Genomic DNA, 17,317 nt, shown 5'->3' with positions numbered 1-17,317 from the left:
AGACACAAATGAGAGTTCTTACTTGGGTGGCTCTGATTGCCACCGCCATCCTCACATTAGAAGCGCAGACCTCCACCGCAACACTGAGTGGCGTGATCGTGGATCCTCAGGACTCGGTGATTCCCTCCGTAACGGTGACCCTCATCGATCCCGCAAGAGGCCTGGAACGGAAGGCCGTCGCAAATGCTTCCGGCGCCTTTTTGTTTCCTCAACTCGCCCCCAGCACCTACGAAATCCTGGTGGACCACTCCGGTTTCCAAAAATCCAGGCTCACCGGGCTGGTCATGAATGCCGACGATCAACGCGCGGTGCGGATCCGCCTCTTGGTGGCCCAACGAGACGAAACCGTTGTCGTCAACGATGAAGCGCCGTTGGTTCGAGAGTCGCCCTCCGTCGCCACTAGCGTGGACCGCAAGTTTATCGAGAACCAGCCGCTCAACGGACGAAGCTTCCAGTCACTCATCCAGTTGTCGCCCGGCGTCGTGGTCACAGCGGCGAGTCTTGCATCGCAAGGCCAGTTTTCTGTAAACGGACAGCGGCCCGGCGCAAATGCATTCAGCGTCGATGGCGTCAGCGCAAACTTCGGGCTACCGTCAGCCACCTCGACCTACGAAGGCGCCGGTGGCAGTGTGCCTTCTTTCTCCGCACAGGGCGGCACGAGTTCTCTGGCATCGGTCGACGCCGTACAGGAGTTCACCATCCAGACCTCCACCTACGCGCCCGAGTATGGCCGCCAACCGGGTGCGCAAGTCGCGATTGTCACCCGCTCCGGCACGAATGTGCTGCACGGGAGCGCCTTCAACTACTTTCGGAACGACAAGCTCGACGCCAATAGCTGGTTCGGCAACTTCAACGGCATCAAGCGGCCCGCCTTACGACAGAACGACTTCGGGTTTACAGTCGGAGGGCCGCTGTTGATTCCCAAGCTTTATGACGGACGCAATCGCACGTTCTTCTTCGTATCCTACGAGGGACTTCGTCTCATCCAGCCGGTGGTCCTCACCGGCGCTCGCGTGCCTTCTCTTGCTGCGCGCCAGAATGCGACCGGTGCCGTAAAGAGCCTGCTTGAGGCATATCCGCTGCCTGTCGCAGCGCCCTTTGCCGATGCTCCCTTAGAGACGCCCTATACGGCTGGCTTCTCCAACCCTTCTACGCTGAACGCCACAAGTTTCCGACTGGATCACTCCTTGTCCTCACGCGTGACGGTTTTTGGCAGGTTCAACTACGCACCATCCGAGGGCCAGGAACGAGCCCGCTATGCCACAGCGAGCTTCATCGCAAAACTGCCCAACGAGACCAAGACGCTCACCCTCGGCAGCACCGCGGTCTTGAGTCCATCCCTCAACAACGACCTTCGCTTCAATTACAGCCAATCCATGGCGGCGCAGATCTATGTGCAGGACACCTTCGGAGGAGCAAAGCTGCTCTCGAACGACATCTTGTTTCCTGGCTTTACCGATCCATCCAAAGCTCTCTATTACCTCACCATCGGCGGGAATGATGAGAACACGATCAGCCCAGGAACCTTCAGCCGCAATACCCAGCGGCAGATCAATATCGTCGACACAGTAAGTTGGAATCAGGGCACCCATGCGCTGAAGTTCGGCGTGGACTATCGCCGGTTGGCGCCCACGATCGGCGGGCGAGAGTATGGCAAGACGCTCAGCGTCCCAACTCTCACGCAGCTCGCTACCGGCATCGTGCCCAGCGCCACGATCACGCAAATCCCCGGCTTCCTGGAGCCCCGCTATCAGAACTTCTCCGCCTTTGCGCAAGATGCCTGGAGAGTCGCTCCCCGGCTGACGCTCACCTATGGATTGCGTTGGGACTTGAATCCTGCGCCATCGAATACCGCAGCGCGTACGGTGACAGGAATCGAGAACCCCAGCAGCGCGACGCTGGCCCCGGTAGGGACTCCATTCTACGGCACGCTCAAGAAGAACTTCGCGCCACGCATTGGCGTTGCCTACCAACCGCTCTCTCATCGCGGCACAGTGATCCGGGCGGGATTCGGTATCTTCTACGATTTGGGCTATACACTTCTTGGTACCGCCCTGAGCCCGACGCTCTACCCCTTTGCCAGAAGCCGCACGGTCGCCAATACTCCGATTCAGGATGCCGTCTTCTTCGCCGAAGTACCGCCCCTCAATACCAATCCGCCCTATCCTCGTCTATTCTCCTTCTATCGTGACTATGCGGCTCCCCGTACCTATCAATACAGCCTGGCCATCGAGCATCCGCTCGGCGGATCGAATGCGCTCTCGTTGAGCTATGTTGGCGCGGCCGGCAGAAATCTAGGCCGCATGGAAAGTCTGCTCCCCGCCGTGCTACAGAATCCGAACTTCACTCGCATCGACGCGGTCAGCAGTACAGCCTACTCCGACTACAACTCTCTGCAAGCCCAATTCAAGCGGCGCATGACCCGGGGGCTCCAGGCGCTCTTGTCCTATACATGGTCCAAATCCTTGGACACATCTTCCGATGAGTCGACTTCGAACTTCCTGCCACCGAACACCCGTTACTCTGTGGCCACCGACCGGGGGCCTTCGTCCTTCGACTCGCGCCACACCTTCAGTGGCTCAGCAAGCTACGAGATTCCGGCGCCCTTTTCGAATCGAGCCGCGAAGGCGCTTCTGGGAGGCTTTGCCTTGGATTCGATCGTCCGTCTGCGAAGCGCACTTCCCGTATTGGTGGTCACGGGACGGGACGCGCTGGGTCTTGGAATCACGAGCGTCTCACGCCCGGACTACGTTGCCGGTCAACCTCTCTATCTGTTTGGCGATGGCTACCCCGGAGGCAGGATCTTCAATCGCAACGCGTTTGATGCCACCACTCCCCAAGCACAAGGCCGCCAAGGGACACTCGGACGAAATGTCCTGCGTGGATTCAACCTGCACCAAGTGGACCTCTCGATCCGCCGGCGATTCCGCCTTACCGAAACGGTAGGGCTTGATTTCCGGGCCGATGCCTTCAATCTCCTGAATACTCCGAACTTTGGGAATCCCACCGGAGTGATGACCAGCACGAACTTCGGACGCTCCACAGCCATTTTGAGTACAGGTGTCACCGGTGGCCAGAATCCGCAGTTTCAAGTGGGAGGGCCCCGTTCGCTACAACTGGCCCTTCGGGTGCAATTCTAGCGGGGGGACCTCTCCCCCGCCAAATCGCCCCAACCCTAAGTCGAGTCGGACGAACGCAGTGCCCGAATGTCGCGCATGGGTGGCAGACCGAACAAGCGGCTGTACTCGCGGTTAAACTGGCTGACACTTTCGTAACCGACCTTGATGGCGGCACTGCTCGCATCGAGATCATCGGTGAGCATTTGTGCTCGTGCCGCCTGAAGCCTGAGTTGCTTCTGATACTGCACAGGACTCATTGCCGTCATCTCGCGAAAGTGATGATGAAACGTGGAAACACCCATCCGCGCCATCTGCGCAAGATCCTCAACCTTGAGCGGCTTTTCGTAGTTTGCCTTTAGCCACGCGATGGCTTGGGCCGTGCGATGGCTCTGTTCCCCATGGGTAGTAATCGCGCGTAATCGTGCCCCCTCGGGCTGCTGCAGAACGCGGTAAATGATCTCGCGTTGGATTAACCCACCCAGAAAAGGTGCATCCTTCGGAGTCGCGAGAAGATCCATCAATCGGCAACAGGCGTTGAGTAACTCTGCCGTCACTTCACCGGTAGTCATTGCCGAGCTATCAGCTGGCGAGTCCGGGAGAGGCACCTCTTCTCTCATGAGGATCTCCCGGACGATCGGCAGTTCAAGCTTCAGCGCGAAAGCAAGAGCAGGACGTTCTGGGCTGGCCTCGATCACTTGACTGATACTTGGCAAATCCAACGAGGTTAGAAGATAGTGCGATTCATTATAGAAGAACGTCTTCGGACCGAGCTCCACCCGCTTGCGGCCTTGTGCCATCACAATCAGGCCTGGGACATAGGCGACTACACACGGTGGCGTCGGTCCAGTCCGCTGGTGCAAGGTCAGACCCGGGACGACGGTTGTCATTTTCTCTGCCGATCCCATGTGTTGAGAAATTTTTTGAGCGAGCTCACAGCGGCGCGCAGCCACCTGTTCTGCAACTCGCAAGGCATCTGTTTTCTGGTTCTTCATGCCGTCCTGCTCTCTTGCAGGATAGCGTCTCCCTGGAGATCAAGAACAGAGAGACGCCAGCAATCGAGAGAATTAGGCAAAAACTAGAGAGGATTGGGGTAACGCCTCCAGAAGATAGAAACTTACTCTGAAGCTGTGACAGTACCCGATATGCCCAAGCGGATTCTCGGAAAGAGCAGCCTGGAAGTCTCAGCGCTCGGACTCGGCTGCATGGGAATGAGCTAATGAGCTTCGGATACGGCTCGCCGCAGGACAGACAGGAGATGATCGGAGTCCTTCGTACTGCAGTTACGCGATGAAGCAGCCGGAAGCGGTGGACATCAACGAGATCTTGTTCCGGCCCACCCGCCAAGAATTGTAGCCCCAGGGGAGTGATGATGAAACCTCAGTTCGCTATCGTCTGGTTCCGAGCATTGGAAACTCAAGGGCTGACTCGTCCCGGCACTTCACCGGTCGTAATTTGAACAGACATCCCAAGCAAGAGGAGCGCAATGATCACGCTGACAATTAATGGAAAAACACAACGATTTGACGGCGATCCCGAGATGCCATTGCTTTGGCTGCTTCGGGATGAGCTGAATCTCAAGGGCACCAAATTCGGGTGCGGCATGGGCCTCTGCGGCGCTTGCACCATCCACATCAATGGCGAACCAACTCGATCCTGCGTGACGAAGGCATCGGACGGGGCAGGCAAAGTGATCACGACGATCGAGGGCATTTCCTCCAATGGAACGCATCCGGTGCAGCAGGCGTGGGAAGCAATCGATGTCCCGCAATGCGGTTACTGCCAAGCCGGCCAGATCATGACGGCGTGCGCATTATTAGCCAAGACTCCGAACCCTACGGATGTGCAAATCGACTCCGCAATGAATGGCAATCTGTGCCGTTGTGGCACCTATCAGAGAATTCGCGCAGCCGTGCACAAAGCGGCAGAATTGAGCACGAGCGCGACGAAGCGCTAGGAGCCCATATGAAGATGAACCGACGTTTTCTCTTGCGCGCCTCCGCGATTGCCGGGGGTGGCTTCATGCTCGGCCTGTACCCCAAAGAACTGAAGGGTCAAAGTCCGAGGGGGGCGAGCCAGACGCTGTCACCCGTGGACTTTGTAAGCATTGCCCCCGATGGAACGGCGACTCTCGTTGCGACGAATCAGGAGTTGGGACAAGGCACCTTAAACCTGCTGCCGATGCTGATCGCTGAAGAGCTCGATGTGGACTGGAAGGCAGTTCGGATTGTGCGCTCGGGTGTCGCGCCGAAGTACGGCGGGCAGATCACTGGCGGAAGTTCCGCCACGCCAACCCAGTGGGAGCCGATGCGCCGGATCGGCGCGTCGATGCGGCACATGCTGGTCGCGGCGGCGGCGCAAACATGGGGCGTCACTGCAGAAGAGTGCTCCACGGCTTCTGGCATTGTGCACCACCGCGCTTCTGGCCGCTCCTCCGGCTACGGGGAACTCGCCGCAAAGGCCGTCACAATGCCTGTCCCGGCGTTTGCATCTCTTCCGCTCAAGGATCCGAAGAATTACACGATCATCGGCACAAGCACGCCCGGCGTAGAAACCAGAGCGATCGTAACTGGAAAGCCGATCTTTGGGATCGATGTGACCGTGCCTGGCATGCTGTACGCGACGTTCGAGAAGACACCGGTCCTGGGTGGGAAAGTGGTCAGCGCGAATCTCGACGCAATCCGCGCGATGAAGGGCGTCAAGCACGCTTTCCTCGTCGATGGGATCCCGTCTTCGAGTAGCTATCCGAACTATCTCTTCGAAGGACCGGGCTTTGAAGCCGGCGTGGCGATCGTAGCTGACAGTTGGTGGGCCGCCCAATCTGCCAGACGAAAGCTGCAAGTGAAATGGGACTTCGGCAAATGGGCGACGCAAGACAGCGACGCCAACGCCAAGAGGGCCGAAGAGTTATCCAAACAATCCGCAGCGCGGACGCTGCGCAATGATGGCAACGCCGAAGCAGTCTTTCAGCGTGACGACGTGAAAGTAGTGGAAGCGCCCTACGTCTTTCCCTTCATCGCACACGGCACCATGGAGCCACAAAACTGCACGGCGCACTACAAGGAAGGGAAAATGGAAATCTGGTCAACCAGCCAGTTTCCAGCGCCCGGACGCACAGCAGTTTCCCGCCTGCTCGGGATTCCCGAAGCAGAGATTACGCTACACATGGTGCGTGGGGGCGGAGGATTCGGACGTCGGGCCTACAACGATTCCATGTGCGAAGCGGCCTGGATCTCGAAGACCGTTGGCGCTCCCGTCAAGCTGGTCTGGAGCCGTGAGGACGATATCCGGCATGACTATTATCGCTGCGGTGGATTTCAGTATCTCAAGGCCGCCATCGATCCCAGCGGGAAACTCGTAGCCTGGAAGGACCACTTCATCGCCTACGGCGAAGAGAACGCATTTGTTCACGACGGCGGGTTTAACCCCGGCGAGCTTCCTGCAGGTTATGTCCAGAACTTCTTGGTTCAAGCATCGACCATGCCTCTTGGGTTGAAGACTGGAGCACTGCGGGCTCCGGGCTCGAACAGTATCGCGTGGGTGATGCAATCTTTCCTTGACGAACTCGCGCACGCCGCCGGCAAAGATCCGGTGCAGTTCCGTCTGGATCTCCTCAAGATGGCACTGCCTGCGCCCCCGGAAGCAGGACGCGGAGCCCCACGGGCAATGGGCCTCAATCCTTCACGCATGAGCGACGTCATCCAACTCGCTGCGGAAAAGTCCGGCTGGGGAAAGCGCAATCTGCCGAAAGGGACCGCACTCGGAATCGCTTTCCACTATAGCCATCGCGGGTACTTTGCCGAAGTAGCTGAGGTCGCAGTCAGCGCGAACAAGAAACTCAAGGTCAATCAGGTGTGGGTGGCGGGGGACATCGGTAGCCAGATCATCAATCCGAGTGCAGCAGAAAGCCAGGTGCAAGGAGCGGTAATCGATGGCCTAAGCGAAATGATGCAAGAGATCACACTCAAGGAAGGGCGCGTCGTGCAATCCAACTATCATCAACACCCTTGGCTGAAGATGTCGCAGGCCCCCCCGGTTGAGGTTCATTTCCTCAAGACCAACAATCCGCCGACGGGCCTCGGCGAACCGGCCCTCCCGCCGATTCTCCCAGCAGTTACAAATGCGGTGTTCTCCGCTACTGGCGAACGCATTCGGACCATGCCCATCACGAAACAAGGGTTCAGTTTCGTATAAGGACCTGTTATGCAAGGCTTTCTCATGCTATGACTCAACACGAGCCTCTTCCTTGTATCAGCGAATGCCCAGCGAACGGGCAAAGGCATTCCGCCACACGTTGCGACATCTGAACCATGTCCGCTCGTGCTTCACTACCCTCGTCTCGTGAACTCGCCCTCAATGGGGCAAGTGTTCCAAAGGTCTCAGTAAATCAGAGAGCGCTGTTTCCCGGAATTTTCCTCGCTCGCCAACGAGTGCTGAGCTTAGGCTCGAAGACTGATCTAACCCCACATTCAGGGATTCCCCACAGGGCGTCTGCCACTCCGGCACGAGTCGCCGCATGTGCAGGCGGAGATCGCGATCACAGATCGCCTTCTCTTCGTCTGCTAAAAGCAGACGCAACTCGTCAATCCAGGTCATCATTGCCTGTTTCGGATAGGGAGCGTTGCGGTAGATTCGAATTTTCTCGTGGGTCGTCGCCATGACGTTTTCATTCTCCAACGAGAGTTCCTCGTACATCTTTTCTCCAGGACGCAATCCAATGAAGCGAATCTGAACGTCTTCTCCTTCCATCCGACCCGACAGTCGAATCATCTGCTTTGCCAAATCGACGATCTTCATCGGGCGCCCCATCTCCAAAACGAAGATTTCGGAACCAGTGCCCATCGTAAACGCGTGGAGAACGAGGTTTGCAGCTTCCGGAATTGACATGAAATATCTGGTCACATCCGGATGGGTCACTGTCAGTGGCCCCCCCTTCTCCAGCTGCCGCTGGAATGTGGGAATGACACTCCCATTGCTGCCAAGTACGTTTCCAAAGCGCACAGAGGTGAATCGGCTGTGCTCATTGGACATAGCACCGACGATGAGCTCCGCAATCCGCTTGGTCGCACCCATGACGTTTGTGGGCCGAACGGCCTTATCAGAGGAAACCATCAGAAACTTCGGCACTCTGAAGGAAAGCGCCGACTGGGCTAAGTTCCAGGTCCCGAGGACATTGTTCCGCAGAGCTTGCGCCACATGATTCTCGAGCATGGGAACGTGTTTGTATGCTGCCGCATGAAACACTGCATGAACCGAATTCGCTCGGAAAATAGCATCGATTCTAGCTTTATCGCGAATTGAACCCAATTCCGGAACAAGATCAAGGTGAGGAAAACGATCCTCCAGCTCCAGGCAGATTCGATGAAGATCGCTCTCGGATTGGTCAAAGATAATCAACCGGCTGGGTTCGGCGCCAGCGAGTTGCCGGCAGAGTTCGGAGCCAATAGACCCTGCTCCCCCCGTTACAAGAATGCAATGCCCTTTGATGGAATTCAGCACGGTCTCATCCCGCAAGCACACAGCCTCGCGGCAGAGAAGATCCTCCGCGTTTGGCGTTCGCAATTGTTTCAACAGAACCGCACCGTCAAGAATCTGGTCGATCGCTGGAAGCACACTGCAATTCACTCCGGCGGCGCGACAGTTGGCCACCGCAGTCCGAATCTGCTCCGGGTTTCCACAGGGCATCGCGATCAGGATCTGGTCGATCGGCTTCTTCGATCGACGGGCCCGGTCCACGACTATGGCAGCCTGGCGGCCCGTACCGAGTACGGCAATTCCGTTAAAAGATTGATGCCTGAGAGACTCATCATCGTCGAGGAATCCCGCCACGACATAACGGGACCCGACTTCTTGCCTGATTTCCTCGGAGAGACGGTATCCGGCCGAACCGGCGCCGTAAATTAAGATACGACTCGCCGAGGCAGATGGCGTTGCTCCCCGAGACAACTCGTTACGCAACCTCGGAAGCATTGCAGGTAACGCCAGAAGTCCGAAAGATATAATGCCGTCGATCAGCAATGTCCCGAGATCGACAGGAACGGATCTCACGAAAATTGCGATCAGTGACAGAACAGCAACAGCCCACACCAAGGAACTCGCTGTCCGCGATAGATCGCGAAGCGAAGCATGGGTGACACTGTGGGGAGCCCGATGCAGGTACAAGAGGAGCATCTTTACCGGAACGAGAACTGCCAGAACCTGGAAAAACTGCCACCAGAACTGATCATGCAACTGAAAATTATCTTTGAATAAAAGGGCACTCAGAAGGGCCGCGCCGAGAAGTAATAGCCGTGAGAAAGTAATATTGAGAAAGACCATGAGATTCTCCATAACCGGTTAGGCGAACGACACTGAAAGGCACCGCGAGGGACACTGATGGACCAGAGCCTCAAGGACATCGACAACCTGGTCAATCTGCTCACCCGTCAAGTGATTAAAAAACGGCAAGGCAATGGTTCGATCGGCCACCGATTCCGTAATCGGCAGCGCCCCCTGAGACTCGCCGAACGACTCACGAATATAAGGTTGTTGGTGAATGGGCGAGAAGTAGTTATTGCACCCAATACCGTTGGCCCGCAGTCCGGCGAGAATCGAGTCCCGATCCGCCCGGCTAAATTCCGGCTGGAGCCGCACTACATATACAAACCAGCTGATGTCGCCATAGGGAGATGCTAGGCTAGGCCGGACGAACTCTGTCAGTCGGGCCAACTTCTCGTCCCAGAGTGCCGCTACAGCGGCGCGGCGCTGTAATATTTCTGATAGCCGGGAGACCTGCACGGTTCCCATCGCACAGTTAATATCACTCAGCCTGTAGTTGTAGCCCAAGCGCTCATGGTGGAGCCACGATGAATCTTGTCCGCGGCCTTGATTTCTCAGACTTCGTGCGAGCTGAGCAATCTTTTCGTCCGCAGTGACGAGAATGCCGCCTTCGCCAGTAGTAATTTGCTTATTCGGATAGAAGGCGAATACGCCGGCATCTCCCCACGTCCCGGCCGAGCGTCCCTCAACGGTGGCGCCGAGTGCTTCACAGGAATCCTCGATGACGGCCAACCCGTGCTTTCGGGCAATATCCATGATGGCCTTCATGCGGCATGGGCGACCGAATACATGGATCGGAAGAATCGCCCGAGTACGACTTGTGATCGCTGACTCAATCGCTTCGGGCGACATGTCATAGCTTACCGGGTCAATATCAACGAATCGAGGGATCGCGCCCTCATAGAGGAAGCAGTTCGTCGAGGCAACAAAACTAAAGGAGCTGGTGATGACCTCATCACCGGGTCCGATATTCAACGCCTTCACTGCGAGATGTAACGCACTGGTCCCGCTGTTGACCGCGACAGCGAACGGAGCCCCCGTAGCAGCGGCGATCGCATCCTCAAATTCAGGCAGACGGGGACCCAAGCTAATGGTGTTTCCGCTGAGGACATCGAGCACTGCGGCCCGCTCTGCAACGGAAATGTCAGGTGAGGAGAGAGGAACATTCATGGTGTTTTCCTTGGGATGAACTACGGACGCGCACTCCGCCATATCGTGACGCCGGACCCCGTCTGAACAAGCGCTTCGATGGTCCGTATGCTGATTTTTCGCATCGTGCTATCTGGCACGACGAGAATGTCTCCGGACTCCAATTGAAGTTCGGCCTCTCCTTTCGAGAGCATCTTTTTGAGATCAGTGGCAATTTCCATCCGCTCCGGGTTGCCTGGTTGCCGCCGCAAGATGCGGGCGCGGTTTGGTGCGGCCATCGAGGTGAGTCCTTCAGCCAGCGCTACCGCCTGCAGTACAGGCATCGTCCTCAGATCGCCGAGTACATAACCTCCTGGCTTTTTGACAGAACCGATGACATAGATAAGTTCGCTACGTAGAATCGTGATGACGTCATTCGCTGCGATGTTAATGTCCAAAGAGCCATTGCGATTCTCCATTAATTCGCGGAGTGGAATATCTGCGACGTAACGCTGGGCGTCGTTGTCCTCTCGAGAACCTGGAATGGGAATCGGGCCATTCGATTTCTCGCGAGATACGACTACCGCATGCCCCGCGTCATCTTTCAGCCCACCTGCCATCGCCAGAATCTCGGTAAGCGTTTTTCCTCCCTGCAGTTGCAGAACACCAGGGTTTCTTACGGCGCCGAGAACCGAAACAGGTTGGCTGCTATAGCCGGTAACAGAGAAACTAACGATCGGTTCCAGGATGTATCGTTTTAGCTCTTTGCGGATCAGAGTTTCGGCTTCATTCATCGTCAGTCCTGCCACAGGCAGTCGCCCAATTAATGGAAGTGTGATCTCCCCGTCCGTCGAGACTTGCACCTCAATATCCTTCAAGTCCGGAACCTCGGTAACGCGCGTGCGTACCATGTCCTTCGGCCCGAGACGATAAGAAACAGGAGGCACCGTAGCTGCCAGGCACATCCCACAAACGAACAAATAGTTAAAAAGCATGGACCACCTCGTTGCTACTCACCTTCGCCGTAGGAAGCGCAGCCCGGTATGCGGGGAAATAGGCTGGCGCATCTGCTGAGAAACAGAGGGCACTTGCCGCCGCCGCGCGTTCGCCCGAAAGCTCGGAATACGCATCCTGATTGACTATGAGCCGGCATGTATCAAAGTCGAAGTGGCAAGGTGAGAATTCGGCCTTAAAGCGGAATAAGCTGTCGGAATCTCCACCTCGACCTCCGCCAAGATGCAGGCGCAAACAGCCTTGTTCTGCAGCCCAGATGCGAGCGTGATCTATCGCAGACTTCGAAGGCGAGAGCGCCATAAACTCTGGATTGGTCATAATGAAGTGCGCTTGCGCTATGGTTCCGCACGCACTAAACAGAGAAGCAACAGCTACTTGTCCTTGAATCCGAGTCAGGAGAAGCTTCATGTGCGGTGCAATGTCTCTGACCAATGCATGGAAGTAGGATCGTGGGAAGTAATATCCCTCCGAGGCGGCGTTTCGGTCCATCGTCGCGTAGTAGAAATCGATGAACTGATCCAAATGTTCGAAGTCCTCATCCACCGTCGTAGTCACACCGAGCCGCTCTGCCCGATTCAGGCGTTGACGAAGGGAGATCGGATATTGAGCGCGGAACTGTTCCGTACTCTGGGTGAGGTCCAAAGCAACGGTTCGGCCATTCGAAACGACAGCATCGGCGAATCCTGCCTGCCGCAATATGGAGGAGTTCCCCAAGAGAGGGTGAAAGCGAGAAAACACCGAGACCACGCCTTCCTCCTGCCAACGGGCCAGGACGGACCGCACGGCTCTGCCGATGAATGCCGGATCAGCGTGGGAGTTGGTCAAAGGACCTGGATAGCCATAAACCGAATGAACATCGAACCACTGAGCGGAAGGATCGCACCCGGCGGCTTGGGCCCGACGTTGGAGATACGGCCAGACAAAACACCGGTCGGCTTCGTCAGCTACTGCCATTCGCGCGTCGCCCTCGCCCACTCTCTCGGAAAAAGCATGATAGGCCGCTGTGTGGTAAAAATCATGAGGAATCGATCGCAGAAGTTCGGTCCATTCCGGGTCGGACGCTTGCAAAATACGGGTATTCATGAAGCCAACCTCGCAGAGGGTATGGATTTGCGGAGAGCTTCCAAAAACGCGCCGACCCCCACCTGGAGCCGAATTGAGGTTGCAAGCAAGTTTTCCGGTGGGAGAGAAACATCGCGAGGGCCCAGAAAAAGAATTTCCCGTGCCGGATCCACTTCGTGTAAAGCCGTGTGCAGTTCGCCGTCATCCACTCCTTGTGGATCGGTGATTCGGAAGTAGGCGTTGGGAAGATATCCAACGACATAGCTCGCTCGGGAAGTTGTGATCTGAATCGTTGAAAAACCCCAGCGAGTTCGTTGGGCTGCTGATTCTTCCAGGCCGCTAATTTTGTAGTTCCTCGAGACCGGCGCGAGTGGCGGAATTCGCCACCATCCACGGCGAGATTGTTCTCGTGCTGTTAATCGTCGGTACCAGGCTCGTAAGACTCGTTCCGATTCGAAAACGTCAAACTGGACTAAACTCGTCGAAGCTTCACGAGCAAGAGTCTCCACCCCGTTGTAGATCAGGAGAGCTCCGAGCTGTAGCTTCCGTAAGTTCTCACCAAGATACGTGCTGTCCACAAAGATCGATCCCTCTAGCAGCCGCCCACTAATAAATCCACCGATCTCCGTGCCTTTTCGCATGACGATGAATTGGTAGTCTCGCTCGTGACGTTCCCGTTCGAGTTGCTCTTCCAGATACTCGTCTGCGTTCGGCGCGGACCAAATCGAAAAGTTGATTGTTTCCGGTTTCAGAACCGACCGCATCTGCTTCACAAGCTGTGCTCCATCTCCCGTCTGTGCCGGTGCTGTGTACCAATCCATTGCGCTCACTCTTCCCTCCGATCCAAAGTCATAAAGCCCGTGTCATGTACGGCCGTGGGGCGAAATACGACCACGGACAGTGTCTTTAAGAGCACCCGCACATCAGTCATAAAGCTGATATGTTCGGCATACCAGACATCCAGCGCTAGTCTTTTTGACGGCTCTGCCGATCCGTAAGCATGCACTTGCGACCAACCTGTAATTCCTGGCAGAACCGAATGCCGGCTCCGTTCTCGCACGGTCATAAAGCCGAGATGGTCCCGCAATAATGGACGGGGCCCGACGATACTCATTTCTCCAAGAGCCACATTCATCAATTGCGGCACCTCATCCAAGCTGAAACGCCGGATCCACCAGCCCACCCTGTTAATCCGCTGTAGGGGGGCGCGGATTCCTCCATCTGGTCCCTGCTCCGGCAGCATGGTTCGAAATTTCCATAGGAGAAAGGGCGACTCATTGAGCCCGATGCGCTGTTGCCGGAAGAAGATCGGCCGGCCCAACGTGAACACGATCACCACGGCGACCAGCAAGCCGATAGGAAGGACCACCGGAAGGAGCAGCAATAGGCCAACTGCATCCAACAGACGTTTCAAGTTCGGGTTATACATATGGGCTCCGTTCGGGAGGATGAGGCCGCAATATCGGAGTAGAGGCGGAGGTGAGCCTCGACAATTCTCCGGGAGTCATACTTGGCGGCAATCGCCGGACCTTGTGCCCCGAGTTCGGCAGCTTTCAAAGGATCCGCAAGGAATCGAGCCATCGCCGAGGTAAGTGCCGCTCGATCTCCTAGCGCGACCAGTTCGCCGCCGCCCTGCAAAAGCAGATCACGGGTGCCACGGACATCAGTGCCAATCACAGGCACTCCCATGGCCAGAGCTTCTAGAACAGTGAGTGGCAATCCCTCTTGATCCGAGCAGAGGATAACGGCCCGGCTTGCCTTGACGAGTGTGGGAACATCACGACGAAAACCCAGGAAGCGAACCGTTGACTCAATTCCGAGTTGACTCGCCAGTCGGCGACAGTGCTCCTGGTCGCGACCGTTACCAGCAAGCAGTAGCACTGCATTCGGGTCCTGAAGTCTGGCAAATGCATGAAGCAAGTCGATGTGGCGCTTTCTTGGAATAAACTCCGCGGCACAAACAAGCGCCACGTGGTTTTCCAACAGACCCAGTTCGTCACGTACGCACTGAACATCCACGTCTGTGACAGACTCCGGTGAATACTTTTGCAGATCGACGCCGATGCCTGGAAGCAAGAGAAGGTCCTTTTCTGGAACAAGACGCATTGCTCGGGCCGCAGCGTGATCTTCCTCGTTGATCACGATCAGAGTGTCGGTCCATGCCCCTGCCATCTTTTCCGCCAACCGAAAGAGCTGATTTCGATACCAAGTGTTCCCGCGGAAGAAGTGAAAACCATGAGCGGTGTAAATTAGATGGGGCCGCTGATGGCGAGGCAAACGTCGAATGGCGAATCGCGCCACAAACGCCGCTACGGGCGTATGGACATGGACAATTCCATAGTGGCCAGAGGAGATCACCTCGCGAATCTGCCGAACCGCCAGGAGATTGGACGGATGGAGTGGATTGCGAGACAAATCGGCCTGAAAACAACGTGCATAGCTGACTTGGCACCTGCTGCAAGACGCCGCTCCATTGGCAAGCGCATCTACTTTCCAACCGTTGGCACGCAGTCCGCTCACAATTGTTGCGAGAGCCCCAGGTAGGGAGATAGACACCGTGGTGATCATCATGGAATTGAGCATAGTTAGGCCTTATGAAGCGGGTACACCGAGTCCTGGGACGACAGTGGCGCCGATAGTCTGAAGAATTTGGTGCGCAGCGGCGAGATCGCCACTGCCAACGGATTTAGCGCGGCCACGAACCAGCCGATCCTCGTAACCCATCGCGAAAGCAGCCCGATATAACGACGTCTTGGCATATGTCAGGCCCAGGTCCGCGAAGGTTGCGGCCCATCCCTGAGCAGCCGGGCCATACTTCAGATGAAGTTTCCGCAGACTCCGCATTCCATCGGTGTATTTGCGCAAGGAAAAGCACCCAGACTCTCGATAGAAAAGGAGGGGATCGGGGTTGGTGTACATTCGCGTGTACGACTGGGTTCGATACCAAAGCTCGAGATCTTCGGCGCGGAGAAACATGGGATCGTAGGGATTGGAACGAAACCAGGCCGTACGAGCCGCGACTGTCGGATGTACTTGGGCTTGGCGAAGTCCACGTCTTCCGGTCCCAGGCTTCCGAACACCCGTGATCGTGCCTGTTGCATCGATGACGTAGACGGCAGAACCCACAACATCGACATTCGAATCTCGTAGTTGGTCGACCTGGATTTGCAACCGGTCCGGATGCATCAAGTCATCCGCATCCATCCGAGCATAGAAAGGCCGCCCTGCCAAACCGACAGACTGGTTCAATCGTTCTACTAGTCCGCGATTGGATCCATCGGTGACGACGCGAACTCGGGGATCTCGAACGGAGAGCGCAATGTCCAGGGACCGATCCGAGGAACCGTCATCCATCAAGAACAGCTCCCAGTCCTGAAATGTCTGAGCAAAGACCGAGGCCAGGCTCCAATGCAGAGTCTCCGCAGCGTTGTAGATAGGAATGGCAACTGTGATCATGCTGAGACACCAAGGTCCCGCTGCGCGCCCGCAACGGAGGAAATGAGAACTGCCGGATGAGCAAGCGCGAATGCCCCAAAAACATAAATCCACCAGACAACATCTCGGGTTGGACGACGGAACAAAAAGAGATCGAAAGCCATGGCGACAGCGGTAACGAGAAGTCCAGCAGCGAAAAGCCGTTGGCCGGGACGCGCGAACAAAGTCAGAAGTTGCCGCCAGAAAAGCAGTGTAATTACAACGCCAGGTAGCCCAAGCTCGATCCACAGCACGAGATAGGTGGAGTGCGAGTGGTAGATTAGCGTGCCCTCCGGAATTACTTTTGCATAGGAACCGGTCGAATAAAGGTCCCCTCCGGAAACTTTAGCCTCCGTGGCGTACCAGGGCCACAAAGATCCGTAGCCGGCGCCGAATATCCATTGCGTTGGCCCGCGGGATTGAAGCACATTCCAGGACGTGACATGATTCGCCAGACGGCCTTCGCGAGGATCGAGTGTTGTAAGTCGATCGGTACTGGCCTTGGAAAAAATAAAGTATGTAGCGATCCCCGCTCCACTCGCCAATACAAGAATTAAAATGACCCGCGTCATGCCAGGCGCGAATATCGCCACCAGTAAGAAAAATAGAGCCAGAAGAAGCAGGCCTGCCCGCGAGCCAAGACCGAAGATGGCGCCTAGCAGCGGTAGTCCGAGCATTGCGCCAACTATGGGCGACTTCGTTCGCTGAATCACCCGTTCGGTAATGTACGCGAGACAAGGAATGAGTAGGAAAAAGCCAGTGCTGGATTCAAACAGTGGCCCACGAACACGCGCCATTCCGAAATCTCCCTGCTCGGCAGAAGCACTTCGAAGGCCCAATCCGAAGAACGACTCGGCAAAGTAAAGGACAGACGTACCGGTGATAAACAAGGACAAGCGCCAGAGAAAGCCGGACACTTGCTCAGAAGTGCGCTCCTGCACTAACAAGTAAGCGAGCCAAACCGCCGCCATGCCGGAAAGTAGCGTATAAATCATACCCACCGCAGCATCGGAATCGATTTCAGACCAAAACAATGTAAGTGCGGCCCACAGCGCGATCAGTGCCACGCCACTGAGCAATGTGCGCAGATAAGGACGCAACCAAAGACGAGATTGGACGGCAAAGCGCAAGGACAGAGCGAGAGGCGCAACAAAAAGCAGTAAGTCCACACCCCTGTAGTTCAAACCGCCGAACTCGACCCAAGG

Annotated in this window: 13 protein-coding genes and 1 pseudogene; 4 read left to right on the top strand and 10 right to left on the bottom strand. The window is 56.4% G+C overall.

The features are described 5' to 3' along the window. Positions 1–8 precede the first annotated feature (8 nt). Positions 9–3,140 carry a TonB-dependent receptor gene (locus M017_RS0112150; protein ID WP_031498203.1) on the top strand — a complete coding sequence of 1,044 codons (3,132 nt, stop codon included), beginning with the start codon at positions 9–11 and terminating at the stop codon, positions 3,138–3,140. Positions 3,141–3,175: 35 nt separating this feature from the next. Here M017_RS0112150 and M017_RS0112145 read toward each other — a convergent pair whose 3' ends face one another. Next, on the bottom strand, positions 3,176–4,111 hold the full coding sequence (locus M017_RS0112145; RefSeq protein WP_031498201.1) for an AraC family transcriptional regulator: 936 nt from the start codon (positions 4,109–4,111) through the stop codon (positions 3,176–3,178). A 150-nt stretch (positions 4,112–4,261) separates the two neighbouring features. Here M017_RS0112145 and M017_RS30735 point away from each other — a divergent pair. The 3 genes and pseudogenes from M017_RS30735 to M017_RS0112135 all read left to right on the top strand — a co-directional run. Then, positions 4,262–4,407, top strand: a pseudogene (locus tag M017_RS30735) (aldo/keto reductase); the annotation flags it as partial. Between the two features lie 195 nt (positions 4,408–4,602). After that, positions 4,603–5,073 carry a (2Fe-2S)-binding protein gene (locus M017_RS0112140; protein ID WP_031498199.1) on the top strand — a complete coding sequence of 157 codons (471 nt, stop codon included), beginning with the start codon at positions 4,603–4,605 and terminating at the stop codon, positions 5,071–5,073. A 14-nt stretch (positions 5,074–5,087) separates the two neighbouring features. Further along, positions 5,088–7,310 carry a xanthine dehydrogenase family protein molybdopterin-binding subunit gene (locus tag M017_RS0112135; protein ID WP_238325873.1) on the top strand — a complete coding sequence of 741 codons (2,223 nt, stop codon included), beginning with the start codon at positions 5,088–5,090 and terminating at the stop codon, positions 7,308–7,310. Between the two features lie 159 nt (positions 7,311–7,469). Here M017_RS0112135 and M017_RS28720 read toward each other — a convergent pair whose 3' ends face one another. The 9 genes from M017_RS28720 to M017_RS0112090 all read right to left on the bottom strand — a co-directional run bounded on the left by M017_RS28720 (position 7,470) and on the right by M017_RS0112090 (position 17,281). Continuing rightward, the gene (locus M017_RS28720) at positions 7,470–9,434 is read right to left on the bottom strand and encodes a polysaccharide biosynthesis protein (protein WP_238325872.1); all 1,965 of its coding nucleotides are present in this window, start codon (positions 9,432–9,434) and stop codon (positions 7,470–7,472) included. 18 nt (positions 9,435–9,452) lie between these two features. After that, entirely contained in the window at positions 9,453–10,604 is a 1,152-nt protein-coding gene (locus M017_RS0112125; RefSeq protein ID WP_031498193.1) for a DegT/DnrJ/EryC1/StrS family aminotransferase, read from the bottom strand. 20 nt (positions 10,605–10,624) lie between these two features. Then, complete coding sequence (locus M017_RS0112120) at positions 10,625–11,527, bottom strand: polysaccharide biosynthesis/export family protein (protein WP_272945402.1); 903 nt, start codon at positions 11,525–11,527, stop codon at positions 10,625–10,627. 19 nt (positions 11,528–11,546) lie between these two features. Beyond that, positions 11,547–12,659 carry a GNAT family N-acetyltransferase gene (locus M017_RS0112115; protein ID WP_031498189.1) on the bottom strand — a complete coding sequence of 371 codons (1,113 nt, stop codon included), beginning with the start codon at positions 12,657–12,659 and terminating at the stop codon, positions 11,547–11,549. Next, positions 12,656–13,402 (bottom strand): GNAT family N-acetyltransferase, encoded by a 747-nt coding sequence (locus M017_RS0112110; RefSeq protein WP_337588909.1) that lies wholly within the window; start codon positions 13,400–13,402, stop codon positions 12,656–12,658. The genes M017_RS0112115 and M017_RS0112110 overlap by 4 nt, the downstream gene beginning before the upstream one ends. 62 nt (positions 13,403–13,464) lie before the next feature. Next, positions 13,465–14,052 carry a sugar transferase gene (locus tag M017_RS0112105; RefSeq protein ID WP_031498185.1) on the bottom strand — a complete coding sequence of 196 codons (588 nt, stop codon included), beginning with the start codon at positions 14,050–14,052 and terminating at the stop codon, positions 13,465–13,467. Next, entirely contained in the window at positions 14,049–15,221 is a 1,173-nt protein-coding gene (locus tag M017_RS29325) for a glycosyltransferase family 4 protein (protein ID WP_031498183.1), read from the bottom strand. The genes M017_RS0112105 and M017_RS29325 overlap by 4 nt, the downstream gene beginning before the upstream one ends. A 9-nt stretch (positions 15,222–15,230) precedes the next feature. After that, positions 15,231–16,094: a glycosyltransferase family 2 protein gene (locus tag M017_RS0112095; protein WP_031498181.1), complete on the bottom strand. Its 864-nt coding sequence runs from the start codon at positions 16,092–16,094 to the stop codon at positions 15,231–15,233. Next, complete coding sequence (locus tag M017_RS0112090; protein WP_155121381.1) at positions 16,091–17,281, bottom strand: hypothetical protein; 1,191 nt, start codon at positions 17,279–17,281, stop codon at positions 16,091–16,093. Before M017_RS0112090 ends, M017_RS0112095 begins: the two co-directional genes overlap by 4 nt. Positions 17,282–17,317 lie beyond the last annotated feature (36 nt).

Origin of the sequence: Bryobacter aggregatus MPL3 (genome assembly GCF_000702445.1) — a bacterium.
In the GTDB taxonomy this organism is placed as follows: domain Bacteria; phylum Acidobacteriota; class Terriglobia; order Bryobacterales; family Bryobacteraceae; genus Bryobacter; species Bryobacter aggregatus.
The sequence above is the reverse complement of the archived record's forward strand: the minus strand, read 5'-3'. Positions and strand labels throughout refer to the sequence as shown.

What these genes read in the sequence shown, in the direction of transcription:
- M017_RS0112150 (WP_031498203.1), top strand. Translation starts at nt 9, where the DNA reads ATGAGAGTTCTTACTTGGGTGGCTCTGATTGCCACCGCCATCCTCACA.
- M017_RS0112145 (WP_031498201.1), bottom strand. Translation starts at nt 4,111, where the DNA reads ATGAAGAACCAGAAAACAGATGCCTTGCGAGTTGCAGAACAGGTGGCT.
- M017_RS0112140 (WP_031498199.1), top strand. Translation starts at nt 4,603, where the DNA reads ATGATCACGCTGACAATTAATGGAAAAACACAACGATTTGACGGCGAT.
- M017_RS0112135 (WP_238325873.1), top strand. Translation starts at nt 5,088, where the DNA reads ATGAACCGACGTTTTCTCTTGCGCGCCTCCGCGATTGCCGGGGGTGGC.
- M017_RS28720 (WP_238325872.1), bottom strand. Translation starts at nt 9,434, where the DNA reads ATGGTCTTTCTCAATATTACTTTCTCACGGCTATTACTTCTCGGCGCG.
- M017_RS0112125 (WP_031498193.1), bottom strand. Translation starts at nt 10,604, where the DNA reads ATGAATGTTCCTCTCTCCTCACCTGACATTTCCGTTGCAGAGCGGGCC.
- M017_RS0112120 (WP_272945402.1), bottom strand. Translation starts at nt 11,527, where the DNA reads ATGTGCCTGGCAGCTACGGTGCCTCCTGTTTCTTATCGTCTCGGGCCG.
- M017_RS0112115 (WP_031498189.1), bottom strand. Translation starts at nt 12,659, where the DNA reads ATGAATACCCGTATTTTGCAAGCGTCCGACCCGGAATGGACCGAACTT.
- M017_RS0112110 (WP_337588909.1), bottom strand. Translation starts at nt 13,402, where the DNA reads ATGCGGTCGGTTCTGAAACCGGAAACAATCAACTTTTCGATTTGGTCC.
- M017_RS29325 (WP_031498183.1), bottom strand. Translation starts at nt 15,221, where the DNA reads ATGCTCAATTCCATGATGATCACCACGGTGTCTATCTCCCTACCTGGG.
- M017_RS0112095 (WP_031498181.1), bottom strand. Translation starts at nt 16,094, where the DNA reads ATGATCACAGTTGCCATTCCTATCTACAACGCTGCGGAGACTCTGCAT.